Raw genomic sequence first — 13,300 nt, forward strand, 5'->3', positions numbered from 1 at the left:
TCCCTGTAGCTAACAACTAACAACTGACTAATTGGCTGACAAAGTGCGTCGCTTCGTCACCATCTTGAAGGTTTCGATGATGTCGCCTTCAACCCAGTCATTGAACTTATCGACTCGGATGCCGCACTCAAAGCCAGCATTGACTTCCTTGACATCTTCCTTCATCCGCTTGAGGGAATCCAGAACGCCTTCGTGGACTACTTTGCTACCACGGCGTACTCGGATATTGCAGTTACGAATCGCTTTGCCTGTGAGCACGTAGCAACCAGCAACCGCACCACGCCCAACGGGGAAGACGGCTCGAACTTCGACTTGACCCAAGGCTTCTTCGACCTGTTCTGGTTCCAAGAGACCTTCCATCGCGCCTTGAATCTCATCCAAGAGCTTGTAGATGATGTTGTATTCGCGCACATCAACACCCTCTTGGTCAGCCGATTGGCGAGCACTAGGAGTGAGTGCGGTATTGAATCCAATAATCACGGCTCCACTAGCGGCAGCTAAGTCAACATCCGTCTCTGTGATTTCACCAGCCGCCGTCAACAAGACTCGGACTTGGACTTCATTTTGTGGCAATTGTCTGAGAGCACCGAGAATCGCTTCTACGGAACCTTGAACATCTGCCTTCAAAATCAAGTTGAGTTCTTTGAGTTCACCTTCTTGAGCCTGAGCAGAGAGGCTATTGAGGGTGACTCGGCGAGATGCCATCACCTGCTGTAGACGAGACTGTCGTTGTTCATCAGTTCTGGTATTTGCGATCGCACGAGCTTCTTTTTCGCTGGCGAAGACTTCAAATTCATCTCCAGCCTCTGGAACATCACTCAAGCCGAGAAGCTCTACCGCAAAGGATGGACCTGCTGCGTCAACTCGCTTGCCCCGGTCATCGATCATCGCCCGCACCTTACCAAAGACCGAGCCAGCGACAAGGCTATCACCAACCCGCAGAGTGCCATTTTGTACCAGGAGTGAAGCAATTGGACCTCTGGCTTTATCCAGGTTGGCTTCAATAACTGTACCTCTGGCGAGTCGCTCTGGGTTGGCAGAGAGTTCTTCAATATCTGCCACCAACAGAATCATCTCTAGGAGCGTATCCAGATTTTCTCCTTGAATGGCGCTAACAGGCACCATAATCGTGTCGCCACCCCACTCTTCTGGTTGCAGACCTTGATCGGTCAACTCTTGCTTCACGCGGTCGGGTTGTGCGCCCTGTTTATCGATTTTGTTAATCGCAACAACAATTGGCACTTCAGCCGCTTTAGCGTGGCTAATTGCTTCAATGGTCTGAGGTCGAACCCCATCATCAGCCGCAACGACAAGAACAGCAATATCAGTAACCCGCGTTCCCCGTGCCCGCATAGCGGTAAAGGCTTCGTGACCGGGAGTGTCGAGGAAGACAACTTGCTGGATTTCGCCTTCATGCTCTACATCGACATGGTAAGCACCAATGTGTTGAGTAATCCCACCTGCTTCACCTTGTGCCACTTTCGTTTCACGGATGGCATCAAGTAGAGTTGTTTTCCCGTGGTCAACGTGACCCATAATTGTGACCACTGGCGGACGCCGCTGGAGGTTTTCCAGGTCATTAGCATCCACCATTTCTGTAACTTTAGTCGCAGCGGCTGTTTCTTCTGCTATCTCAACTTCTACATCCAGTTCCGCTGCTACCTTCTGGGCAGTGGGAATATCTAGAGTTTGAGTGATACTAACCGCTAATCCTTGAGCGAACAGCTTCCTGATAATGTCAGTTTCAGCAATGCCCATAGTCGCAGCTAGCTCTCTGACGGTCAAAGAACCACTCAAGACGATTTTTTCTATCCGTTCGGGAGTAGTCTTCTTATCACGGCGTCGTTCACGACTCTCTGCCCTGCTGCTACCGCTACCTTTTGCTGTCGGTTTTTTCCTCTGGGTGACATTCGGCGGCGCTGTAGGCGTCTGCCCTGCAAGCGCTTTCGGTTTGGGAGGACGAGCCACAGAAAGACTAACTGCAACTGGGACATCAATTCCACTCAGCTCAGTTTCAAAGTCTTCGTCATCATCGAGAAATAGATCAGCTCGACGTTTGAGTTTTCCGCCAGCTTTTCCAGCTTTATCTTTACCTTCTTCTTCTCCGTTTTCTTCTTCCCACTCTTTCTTCTTAACCAGTCGTGGTGGAGCCGAGGGTCGTCTCAACTTCAGATCCAGCATTTCTGGTGTTTCCATGATGCCGTCTTCCCCATCAGCAGAATCATCTGCACCTCGACGACCCGTTCTACCAGCTGTTGCTGCTACATCAGGACTTTGTCCGTCACGCACAGGTCGAGTTGGGAATTTCTGGGGTCGATTGAGTTCAGGAACCGCAGGTTTGACCGGAGCACGACGGGCAGGAGGTGGGGCATCCGTGGTTGTTGATGGCTGATTGGCACTAGCTGTTCTTACTGGAGCTGGAGTGCTACTTGATTCTGAGCTTGGAGCCTCTTTGCGATCGCGTTTCAGGAGGGGTCGCTCAGCCTGATTTATCTGTGGTTTCGGTCGTGATGGTCTGACCGGTGGTTCGACAAGCTGTGCTTGAGTCGGTGATGGTCTTTCTTCAACCACAGGGATGTTTAAATTCTCCTGGGCAATCTCCTGCTCAACTGGCGGTGTTAGCTCAGCTTGTGGTTCAGGTTTGGTATCCTGTTGACCAACACGGGTTGGTCGATTGATATTGGGTTGACGCGGTTGGGGAACCGGGGGTCTAACGGGGGGTTGAGGAGGCGTCGCCATTTGAGGACCTGCCTGTTGACTAGAACTAGGACGAGATTTATACTGGCGAATTTCTAGGATTTGCTGCTTGCGCTGAGCGTTGGGGCGTCCAATCAATTTAGTCGGTGGCGCTCCAGAGCTGCCTTCTGTGGATGCCGTATGTTCGCGAGTTTTGACCGCTGTTGGGCGGTCTGAATATTTTTCTGAGGCGGCACGAATGCGTTCTGCCTCCGTTTCTGTAATCGTGCTACTGTGACTTTTGACAGAGATATTAAGCCCTTCGCAAATGCTCAAAATGTCCTTATTGTCCAAGTTTAATTCCCGTGATAATTCGTAAATTCTGACTTTACCGTTGTTCATCCAGTATTTCCCCGTCGTACCTTGCAGTTGTTACACCATAACTAAACGCTCGAATGACCGTTTGCTCATTTGTTTTGTGCCTAAGAGAGTGAATTTTGAACCGTGATGAATGTGCTTCTAAATAAATAACCAACAATCAATTTATCCTGGAGAGGAGCCTGTATGACAGTAAGCCAGTTAGTTAGTCTTCACTCGGAGCATACCCTTCTTTTCTAATCTTGCACAAATCTTTAAAAACCTGGGACGATTTTTGCGTCCATGAGTTTCAGTATTGCTTTTCAGGTTAGCTTGCTGGCTTTAGGGTGAAAACGCACCTCCAAGGAAAAAACTACTTATAACTAACTAGCCGCTCTCTTCTATCCTAGCGATTGCTTGGGTTCACCGAAAGGTTAAATTTTCCTGTTTTATAGATTTTCTTTCCCCTTTAGGTGCTTCTGGTGTTGGCTACTGCGGCTAAGCGCTGCTCCAATGTTTTGTACAGATTGTCTGGGACTGAAGCCCGAAGCGATCTGCCTAATCGGTTTTTCTTCTGAGCTGCTGCTAGACAACTTGTTTGAGGGCAAAGGTATGCCGAACGACCCATCCCCTCATCTAATTGTACCTGCCGTGATGGATAGACTCGGACAATACGCCAGAATGTCTCTTTATGAGCAACTTTGCGACAGCTTAGACAACGGCGGTAGTTTGGTTCCATCGATCAGCGACAGGTGTAAACATCTACGAGAAGAACAGATGGGATAGCGATTATCTAATTTCAGTTTATTAGTGCTACACACGAGAGGCAGGGAGAAAAGACTGTTTTCTTTGTATCCTTCATGTCCAACGTTTAGTCTCCTATTCTTCTTCTTGGCTGGTTGTTTCGGCTTGAGCCTCAGAATCCGCTAGATTCAGAGTATCTACCACTTCATCCTCATAATCATCCTCTTCAACGTCAGCTGCTGCTTGCATCGCCGCCTGAATTTTACGCTGTTCGGCTTCCTGGTCGTACTTAGCCACATCTTTAATGTCAATTTTCCATCCGGTGAGGCGGGCGGCAAGGCGAACATTCTGCCCTTCTTTGCCAATCGCCAAACTCAATTGGTCTTCTGGTACTAAAATATGAGCCTGACGTCCCTCTGGATTCACTAGTAGCACCTGCTCGACTCGCGCAGGACTCAGAGCATTGGAAATATAGGTAGATGGGTCAGGTGACCAACGAATCACGTCAATTTTTTCGCCTCGTAATTCATTGACTACTACTTGAATGCGTGACCCTCTAGCACCAATACAAGCCCCCACTGGGTCTACATCACGCTCTAAGGTATCTACTGCAATTTTAGTCCGGGGTCCAACATGACGTGAGGGCGGATTTGCCTCCCTTGCTACGGCAACAATCCGAACCACTTCATCTTCAATTTCTGGTACTTCGTTCGCAAATAGATAAACGACTAAACCAGCTGAAGCTCTAGAAACGACTAGCTGAGGACCACGGTGCGGACCTTCGCGAACTTTTTTGAGAAAAACTTTGAATGTGGTGTTGATACGGTAGTTATCGTTAGGTAGCTGTTCCCGCTTGGGTAGTTCCGCCTCGACTTCCGGGTGACCAAAGCCACTACTGAGCGCCATAATTACGGATTGCCGTTCAAAGCGTAAGGCTCTCGCTTGGAGAACAGTACCTTCTAACTCTTCAAATTCTTCCTGTACCAGCTTACGCTGTTGATCTCGGAGTTTTTGGGATAGTACCTGCTTGGTCTGAATTGCTGCCATCCGACCAAATTCGCCTTGATCGGGTGTGACATCTAAAACGACTGAATCGCCCAGTTGTGCTTCCGAAGCCACTTCCTGGACTTCTTTGAGGGAAATGTGATGATCGGTATTACCGACTTCTTCAACAATGGTTTTGGTCGATAGGACTCGAAAGCCTTCTTCTTCAACATCAAGATCGACTTCAAAATTATCGAAATAGTCTTCTTCAAAATGAAATCGGTCAAGGCGTTGAGCGCGGCGATAACGCTCATATCCTTTGAGAAGCGCTTCTCGTAGCGCTTGTTGAACCGCCGACTTGGGAAGGTTGTGGGTTTGACTGATTTCTTCGATCATCTTTTTCAGTCCGGGTAAAGCAACTATCGACATAAGCAAGTCTCCGTAATGATGAATTTATGAACTTGAAAGGCTTGTCTACAGGTTGAAAGCAAGGTTTGAGCTGACGCTATTTGCACTGCCAACTTCTCATCTCTTTTGAGCTAGATAACTAGCAAGAGTGCCAATCGCGGCTTAAACTTTATCGTCCAGCTGTACGTGGGTTACCAACTGGCGGGGAATTGCGATCGCACGCCCTTTTTGGTTTAGGTAAACCTCTGTGTCATCTCGACGAATTAACCGCCCTCGCCACTCTTTTTGACCCTCGAAAGGTTCGGACGTTTTGACGATAACGGCATACCCTTTGAACGAGATGAACTCTCGATCTGTGCTTAGCTGGCGCGAGATGCCGGGACTAGAAATTTCCAAAACATAGGTGTCTGGGATAATATCCGTCGCATCTAATCTTTCTTCCAATGCCCGACTCATCCGTTCACAGTCATCCAATCCGGTATCTCCGGTAGAGTTGCGAATATCAACACGCAGCACAGGTGGGCGTCTGTTGGTGTAAAAGACAGCCCCGACAACCTCCAATCCCAGATCTTCAGCTACTGGTGTTGCTAAATCGATTAGTTGTGGAATCAGGGGATGAGTCATGGAAGTACTCCAACAAAACAAAAAAAAGTGGGTCTAACCCACTTCCAGGTAAAATTCTTTCCAAGAAGCCTAGCGACGAATAGAGTTCCGTCCGTTGCTATGTTCGAGTTTAGCGCAATCAGCTCAGCATTGTGAGGCGATCGCTCTGAAGCTTGTTAGACAAATCACCAACAGATGGCAGGTGGGATTTATCGGGTGGTCGATAGCCCAAGCTTTGGAACGAACCTTTCAGGAGGGAGGATGTCAATGATGAGCAATTTTCCGAATTGCCCTTGTTTGTTCCAAAACTTCCTCTAAGTCTTCCTCAGACAATCGCTCGACATAATTGATTTTGACTTCCTCTAATAAATCCGTCAGTAATGATTGAATTTGCTGTAAGGTATGCTTTGCCTGGATTTCTGAGCCTAACGCTTCACTGAGGTGTTTAATCAGACGTTGAAACAGTTGATCCCCAGCCGGATCAGGTTCCATAGCACTATTAAGACCATCGTATAGAGTTTGAGAGATTTCTTTGACCAATCGTTCAGCTAATTGATTTTGTAATTGTTCCATTCCCGGCACATTCTGAAGTCCCTGGTAGGCTGGCAACTGGCTAAGAATTTTAGTAAGGTTGTGTTGCAGCAAAGCTTCTATATCAGGTCGAATTTTTGGGAGAACCTGATAAACCGTTAGCTGAATCATTAAGGTAGAGAGTGCTGCTACTTCATCCGTGTTGTTGAGGTCAATATAGGGACGAACTTCGCGTTTTGACAGCCAATTAGCGATATCTCCTTCACGAATTGAGCTTTGAACCTGGTTGATGACTCGAACTACAACTACTTCAGTTAAGTCTTCAGCAATGCTGGCAACAAACCCCTGACTGATTTGCTTCTGGATGCGATCGAGGTCGATTAACTCAGCTTGGTTTAATCGAATCGTTACAGGGATGATACGCAGCCAGCGCCAAAATGGTAGCAGCAGAAAGATGTCATACCAACGCCACAGCATGGCATCTAGCCAACTAACACCAGTGCGACGACGGCTAATAAACCAGGTACGCGCCAGAAATTCTAGACCAAATACGACAAAAAATGGAAAGTCAATTACAGCAAAACGATCTACAAATTCGCCATTTTCCCCAATTGGACGGTAGTAGTTGGTTTCGATTAATGGTCGAATTTCTCGGTTGAAAAAATCTAGCTCTCGTTTTGGACTATTTGTTGCTAAGTATTGTTGGCTCCAGAATTGGTTAAAAGCAGCTTTAGAAGAATCCTGTTCATTTTGAACATGCTCACGCATCCGATTTTTAATTCTTTCCAGAGTGCCTGTTTTATTAGCAATCTGAAACGGATTGGCATCAATCATATCAACGCTACGACGGCGCAAATCGGCAAGGATGACTTCTACTTGTTGCGATCGCAATCCTGTCTGTCCAATTTGGGTTTCTAAATCCTCCACCCTTTCTAAATATTGTTGGGTATCTCGATAAGGCTCAATACTCTTAAATTGGTCATACCATGCAGTAATTCGAGGGAGGGGAACCTCCAGCGTTAAACCACGAATCTTGATTTTGCCCTGGAGCCAGAAATCCCGTAATGGAATGTAGGTCAAGTCAAACAAAACCAAGAGCAAGTTCACCAACGCCAAAACCGCCATTATTCGTTCAAACCACAGGCTTTGGCGGACTTTACTTCTGCGTTTGGTTAGTTTTTGCAAGGATGACATGGTTGAAAGGAGGAAAACGTTTTACCCTGCCATAGCAGTTTAGACGACGAGGGAAAACCTTGTAGGTTTTATGTAAAAAAAGATGTTCTTTCTGCTGCGTTCGTCGCCTATCGCCAACTCAGTTTATAGTAACCTCCCTAAAGAGTTGCTGATTTGAATTGAGCCGCCCAAAAGCCATAGCTAAGAGTATTTTCCTACTTTGTTCACTGCCTAGATTGCTCTGGAAGTGGTCTTCCTGTTGACTCAGGTAAAGCCGGACGTGGTTGGTACGGCATCGGAATATATTGCACAGAAGGTCGTCCTCCTTGCGGTTGTGGGTATAACTCCATGAGATTGTAGATTGCAGGTGGTAGACCAACAGTGATAGGTAACCCTAGCTCTGTTGCTTCCTCAACCGTGATTGGGTAATCGTGGGTGACTTGTCCCGTAGTTAGGAAATGTACAATCTTTTCGACATTTTCCGGGGCAATCTTTGGGTTGGGGAAGTCATCTTTAAGAAGTGTCCGAACAAACTGCTGTACCTGCTGAATCGCTTTGCGAGAAAGGTCTGCCATGATCAGGGTCTGATCATCAATCTTCTCAATTGGCTTCTGTTCAACCACCTTGAGGACACTTGCTGCTGCCGTTTGACCGAGTTGCGGATCGACAGGCCCAAGGACGGCGTTGGCATCCATCACAATTTCATCGGCTGCCATTGCAAGCATTGTGCCACCGCTCATGGCATAGTGCGGAACGAAGACACTTACTTTGGCGCGGTGACGAATCAGCGCTCTTGCAATCTGCTCGGTCGCCAGCACCAGACCGCCTGGTGTATGCAAAATTAAATCAATAGGTGTCTCAGGAGGCGTCAAGCGAATCGCTCGCAACACCTGTTCAGAGTCTTCAATAGAGATATAGCGTGATAGGGGAATGCCCAGCAAGCTAATCGACTCTTGGCGGTGAATTAGTAAAATTACTCGGCTCCGGCGCTGCTGCTCAAATGAGCGCAGAGTCTGAAGTCGTCGGGATTCTATCTGACGTTTTTGCCACCCTGGCAAAAAGGATAAGACAGCTAAGAATATCCAGAATAGGTTAGAAAAGTCAAAATTCATCGCTTAAGATGCCCAAAACACAATGACTTTTATTGTTTCAAGTTCTGGCAACTTGAAGCTCTATCTCTGGGGTTAACCGCAAAGCGGGACAAAGACGCAGGGGAGTTTGACGCGGGGAGAACGTCAAAAATCTCCCCGTTTGCTAATTTTTAGCTTTAATGTTCGTTCACAGTATTATCAGCAACGAAGTTAGATTCTGGTTCATAGTATTGCTCGTAAGACCCAACGAGCGAGGACTGATGGTCGCATTTCAGGAAGCGAATACGGTAATACCATTGAGCTGGCTGATCGCGATCGCTAACATATTCCATCCCAATAATCACACCGATGTCACAGTAATGATTGCCTAGATCATCTTCCCAATGTATCGCGACGCGATCGCCAAATTGAAATTTGGGTTTGAGGAAATGTGCGATCGGTAGTTGGATTTGCCAGTATTGCTGCGGGTTTAATGCTTGAGCTGTCATGATTAATACAGTCTCCAATGAGTAATTGTTGAGGCTAGAGCCAGCGCCGGGACGTGCAAATCGAAGCGCTGGCTCTTTGGTTCTTGTGATAATAGCACCACAAAGCAATGTGTTTCAATATAGCCCAATAAACGATAAATATCTTAATAAAAGTTGGTCGTGGCAGCTTATCCGGAACAAGCCGCGATCGCTTAAATCCCTAAGTTAGGATGGCGTTAACTTGTCGCAGTGCTAGGCAGAGCGGATATGGCGAGAAATTGCTTGCGGATTAATCACGAGGGAGATTCGATACAACTTTCCTGGCAACGCGGACAATCTAATCCTCGCCCTGCACCATCGGTAACGTTTACACATCCTTTTGATGAACAAGCTTTAGCTGACTTGCGCTGGTATTTAGAAGAGTATTTGCGCTTTCCCTATAGCATTGCTATGCCCCTACCAGATTTTTATTGAATCAGTGAGTAAATCTAACGCTTCTGCTACTAAAGAAGGAAAGGCGGAATGAGGAGGGAAATCAGCGCGATCGCTTTCTCATCCTGGGAACATCTACAATAGCAAGTAAGCGATTGAATGGAGGCCTACCATGCCATCACTCTTTCCCGGCATGAATCCCTATTTAGAAAACTCGGAATTATGGTCAGATTTCCATCATCGACTCATTACAGCGATCGCTGACTTATTAGCGCCTCAATTGGAACCTAAGTATATTGTCGCTATTGAACGGCGAATTTACGAAGTCATTGGGGAAAATCCTCTGCTAGTTGGGATTCCCGATGTGATGATACAGCGTCCCATGAACGCCATCGATTCGACAACTAATGTCGCTACTTTGTCACCCCCCGCCCAACCGATAACGGTGACAGTTCCTATCCCTGAAACGATTAGACAGAGTTATTTAGAAGTGCGAAAGGTGGGAACCAATCAAGTCGTAACCTCTATAGAAATTCTCTCACCTGTCAACAAACGACCTGGTAAAGGGCGCGAAACTTATGAAGCGAAACGCCAAAATGTATTGGGCAGTTTTACTCATTTAGTGGAAATCGATTTACTCCGGCAGTGGGAGCCATTGCCAATTTTAGAAACGAATATTCAGAGTCATTATCGTATTTTAGTAAGTCGCAGCGATCGCCGGCCCTTAGCCGATCTGTATGCGTTTAATTTACCCGATGGAATTCCCTCATTTCCCCTACCTTTGTTATCAGGTGATGTCGAGCCGATTGTAGATTTAAAAGCCTTATTGGATTTAGTGTACGAGCGCGCTGTATATCGTCTACAAATCAACTACAACTCTGAACCTATGTCAGCACTGACAGAATCTGAGGCAACTTGGGCAGATGCGCTCCTTAAAGAGCAAGCCTTACGAGCAACATAAGATTTTTTGTTCTTTCACTGCAACAAGAACACCACACTCGAAATTGAACTGAAGATTTTTGCGAACACACAGAGTAAGGGCGAACAGCCGTTCGCCCCTACAAAGCGATTTGATAGGAAAAAGCGATCGCTCTCTCCTTTAAGTCTTACCGACGCGCTACGCCATCTTGCCGTGCAGCACGTTGCACAGCACCAGCAACGGCTGTCACTACTCGCTCATCAAAAACTGAAGGAATAATGTGTTCCCGATCTAAGTCTGTGGGATTTACTAAAGAAGCGATCGCACTCGCGGCTTCCAGGTACATATTCGCAGTGATTGTCGAGGCGCGACAATCTAATGCACCCCGAAAAACACCAGGAAAGGCAAGGACGTTATTAATTTGATTTGGATAATCGCTACGCCCCGTTGCCATAACAGCGACATCATCCATCACTAATTCTGGCTGAATTTCAGGGATCGGATTTGCCATCGCCATGACAATCGGGTTTGCAGCCATCGAGCGTACCATATCAGGGGTAACAACTCCGGGGGCGCTGACACCTAAGAACACATCCGAACCAGACATCGCCCCAGCAAGTGTACCAGCCGCTTCAACAGCAAATTCTCGCTTTTGTTCAGTTAAGTCAGAGCGTGTTGTGGAGAGGATGCCTTTGGAGTCACACATCAAAATTGTCTTGGCACCTGCCTTACGCAGTAATCGGGCGATCGCAACTCCCGCTGCACCTGCACCATTAATCACAATGCGGACATCTTCTATTGATTTATTCACCAACTTCAGGGCATTAATTAACGCCGCAAGGCTGACAATTGCTGTCCCATGTTGGTCATCGTGAAAGACTGGAATGTCCATCTCTTGCCGCAATCGCGCTTCAATTTCAAAGCAACGAGGTGCGCTGATGTCTTCAAGGTTAACCCCACCGAAGACAGGAGCGATATTTTTGACAGTTTCGATAATCGTGTCTGTATCTTGGGTGGCTAGGCAGATTGGGAAAGCATCGATCCCGGCAAATTCCTTGAAGAGCATCGCTTTGCCTTCCATGACTGGCAGCGCCGCCTCTGGCCCCAAGTTACCCAATCCCAATACGGCACTACCATCAGTAACAATGGCAACTGTGTTGCTTTTGATCGTGAGGGAGTAAACCTGTTCTGGATCTTGCGCGATCGCATTGCAAATCCGAGCGACTCCAGGGGTGTATGCCATTGCCAAATCTCCCTGATTATGCAGTGGCAGTTTGCTTTGCATATGAATTTTGCCACCGCGATGCAGGTTAAATGTGCGATCGTAGACATCGATAGTTTGGATGTCTGGCAGTGCCCTGACAGCTTGCACAATCTGCTCAGCGTGTTCAGTACTGGCGGCATCAATGCTAATGTCACGAGTGGAAATCTTACGAGTCTGCTCAACGAGCGTAATCTCTCCTAAATTACCGCCGACAGAAGCGATCGCCTGAGTGACGCTTGCCAACATTCCGGCGCGGTTGGGAACTTCTAAACGAATCGTTAAACTAAAACTAGGGTTGGGTGTTAAATGTATCATTCTTTATTGAGGCAAGGAGTTGAAATTTGAGATTTTAGATTGAGTCAAAAATCTCAAACCTCAATCTAAAATAACCCCTAGCCTATAAGAGAGAACCGAAGAGCAATTGTACCTAGTTACACCAGTTGGAGGTGACGTGCCACATTTATGGCAAGTCTCTATATAGAAATCGACATCAATGCGCCAAAGCAACGGGTTTGGCAGATTTTATTCCAAAAAGACAAGTGGAAGTACTGGAACACATTTTTATTCGACTGTGACTCAGATGTGCCGTTTCAGCAGGGACAAGAGGTATACCTCTCGTTGCGACGACTTCCTGATGAGGAGGAGACAGAGTTTGAGCCGTTGATTACACGAGTGCAGCCCAATGTCTGCCTCAGTTGGGTTTCCTCGATTCCTGGCTTTCGCAATGAGTATGTCTTTGAGCTGCAAGAAATTGGTGTTGGTCGTACTAAATACGTTCACAAGACCAGTTATTCAGGAATTTTAACTCGTGTGTTTTTGCCGTTCATTCGGGAAGACGAACAACGCGGTATTAAACGGATGGCACGGGAGTTGAAGCGGTACGTTGAACGTTTTTAATTCAAGTAGTAGGGTGCGTCGTGACGCACCCTACAAGTAGAGTTGTTGCGTAAGCCCCTACCCTATTGCATCCATAAAAGCCCTCTGCCTCCTGCCGTCTGCCTTCTTCACTCGCTAATCACTCCTACCCAGAATCAGATCGACCAAGCTATTAATAAGGCGATCGCGTTCCAATGGCAGAATGTCCTCACCATGCAGCATCTCCTGAAGGATGATGTAATGCACAAGCGCTCCAATGAAAGTACGTGAAGCAACTTCTGGATCGGGAAGCCGGAGTTTAGGATGAGAGGCAAGGTATTGACTGAGAGCCTCAATCGTCGGTTTTTCAATGTTACGCACGAAAGATTGAGCTAATTCGGGGAAACGTCCAGACTCACCAATGATCAGTCGAATAAGGGTGAGAATCTGCGGATCGGTCATAACGTTCTCTAACATTCCTGTTGCAAAACGTCGCAGGACAATGCTTGGTTCTCCCTCAAGAGATTGGATGTTTTGGAGGTTGAATACTGACTTTTTCTGTGCTAATTGCTGGATGAGTGCCGTGAACAATCCTTCTTTGTCTTGGAAGTGGCTGTAGACTGTTGCTTTAGAAACCCCTGCTGCTGCCGCAACTTTGTCCATACTAGTCGCCGCATAACCGTGTGCCAAAAATTCTCGCATGGCACCGTCCAAGATGGCTTTGGCTTTTTCTGCTGACAATTCACGGTCTGGGCTTTTGGTCTTTTTCATTTTCTACTTGAGAAGACACGCAAAA

The 13,300-nt window shown here is 47.1% G+C and carries 13 protein-coding genes; 3 read left to right on the top strand and 10 right to left on the bottom strand.

Annotated features, from left to right (window positions below; genetic code table 11):
- Positions 1 to 27: 27 nt before the first annotated feature.
- From infB to AC5JL3_RS34640, 8 genes are all read right to left on the bottom strand, one after another.
- Positions 28 to 3,078 carry a translation initiation factor IF-2 gene (gene infB, locus AC5JL3_RS34605; RefSeq protein ID WP_496078772.1) on the bottom strand — a complete coding sequence of 1,017 codons (3,051 nt, stop codon included), beginning with the start codon at positions 3,076 to 3,078 and terminating at the stop codon, positions 28 to 30.
- Between the two features lie 424 nt (positions 3,079 to 3,502).
- Entirely contained in the window at positions 3,503 to 3,772 is a 270-nt protein-coding gene (locus tag AC5JL3_RS34610; protein ID WP_496078773.1) for a YlxR family protein, read from the bottom strand.
- A 140-nt stretch (positions 3,773 to 3,912) separates the two neighbouring features.
- Positions 3,913 to 5,190 carry a transcription termination factor NusA gene (gene nusA, locus AC5JL3_RS34615; protein WP_496078774.1) on the bottom strand — a complete coding sequence of 426 codons (1,278 nt, stop codon included), beginning with the start codon at positions 5,188 to 5,190 and terminating at the stop codon, positions 3,913 to 3,915.
- Positions 5,191 to 5,331: 141 nt separating this feature from the next.
- Positions 5,332 to 5,793: a ribosome maturation factor RimP gene (gene rimP / locus AC5JL3_RS34620; protein WP_496078775.1), complete on the bottom strand. Its 462-nt coding sequence runs from the start codon at positions 5,791 to 5,793 to the stop codon at positions 5,332 to 5,334.
- Between the two features lie 118 nt (positions 5,794 to 5,911).
- Positions 5,912 to 6,040 carry a hypothetical protein gene (locus tag AC5JL3_RS34625; RefSeq protein WP_277927615.1) on the bottom strand — a complete coding sequence of 43 codons (129 nt, stop codon included), beginning with the start codon at positions 6,038 to 6,040 and terminating at the stop codon, positions 5,912 to 5,914.
- Positions 6,037 to 7,497, bottom strand: a complete 1,461-nt coding sequence (locus AC5JL3_RS34630; protein WP_496078776.1) for a hypothetical protein — start codon at positions 7,495 to 7,497, stop codon at positions 6,037 to 6,039. Before AC5JL3_RS34630 ends, AC5JL3_RS34625 begins: the two co-directional genes overlap by 4 nt.
- 203 nt (positions 7,498 to 7,700) lie before the next feature.
- Positions 7,701 to 8,588: an SDH family Clp fold serine proteinase gene (locus AC5JL3_RS34635; protein WP_496078777.1), complete on the bottom strand. Its 888-nt coding sequence runs from the start codon at positions 8,586 to 8,588 to the stop codon at positions 7,701 to 7,703.
- Between the two features lie 155 nt (positions 8,589 to 8,743).
- Positions 8,744 to 9,055: a hypothetical protein gene (locus tag AC5JL3_RS34640; RefSeq protein ID WP_496078778.1), complete on the bottom strand. Its 312-nt coding sequence runs from the start codon at positions 9,053 to 9,055 to the stop codon at positions 8,744 to 8,746.
- Between the two features lie 246 nt (positions 9,056 to 9,301).
- Between AC5JL3_RS34640 and AC5JL3_RS34645 the strand changes: the two genes are divergently transcribed.
- Both AC5JL3_RS34645 and AC5JL3_RS34650 read left to right on the top strand, forming a co-directional pair.
- A complete protein-coding gene (locus AC5JL3_RS34645) occupies positions 9,302 to 9,508 on the top strand; it encodes a hypothetical protein (RefSeq protein ID WP_496078779.1) in 207 nt (68 codons plus the stop codon).
- Between the two features lie 130 nt (positions 9,509 to 9,638).
- Complete coding sequence (locus tag AC5JL3_RS34650) at positions 9,639 to 10,427, top strand: DUF4058 family protein (RefSeq protein WP_496078780.1); 789 nt, start codon at positions 9,639 to 9,641, stop codon at positions 10,425 to 10,427.
- 145 nt (positions 10,428 to 10,572) lie between these two features.
- Here AC5JL3_RS34650 and AC5JL3_RS34655 read toward each other — a convergent pair whose 3' ends face one another.
- Positions 10,573 to 11,964 (bottom strand): malic enzyme-like NAD(P)-binding protein, encoded by a 1,392-nt coding sequence (locus AC5JL3_RS34655; protein ID WP_496078781.1) that lies wholly within the window; start codon positions 11,962 to 11,964, stop codon positions 10,573 to 10,575.
- Positions 11,965 to 12,111: 147 nt separating this feature from the next.
- Here AC5JL3_RS34655 and AC5JL3_RS34660 point away from each other — a divergent pair, with 147 nt between their 5' ends.
- Positions 12,112 to 12,546, top strand: coding sequence for an SRPBCC domain-containing protein (locus AC5JL3_RS34660; protein WP_496078782.1), 435 nt, complete (start codon positions 12,112 to 12,114; stop codon positions 12,544 to 12,546).
- A gap of 114 nt (positions 12,547 to 12,660) precedes the next feature.
- On the opposite strand, the gene AC5JL3_RS34665 is transcribed toward AC5JL3_RS34660, so the two are convergent.
- Positions 12,661 to 13,275 (bottom strand): TetR/AcrR family transcriptional regulator, encoded by a 615-nt coding sequence (locus AC5JL3_RS34665; protein WP_496078783.1) that lies wholly within the window; start codon positions 13,273 to 13,275, stop codon positions 12,661 to 12,663.
- Positions 13,276 to 13,300 lie beyond the last annotated feature (25 nt).

It is taken from the genome of Symplocastrum torsivum, assembly GCF_059505465.1.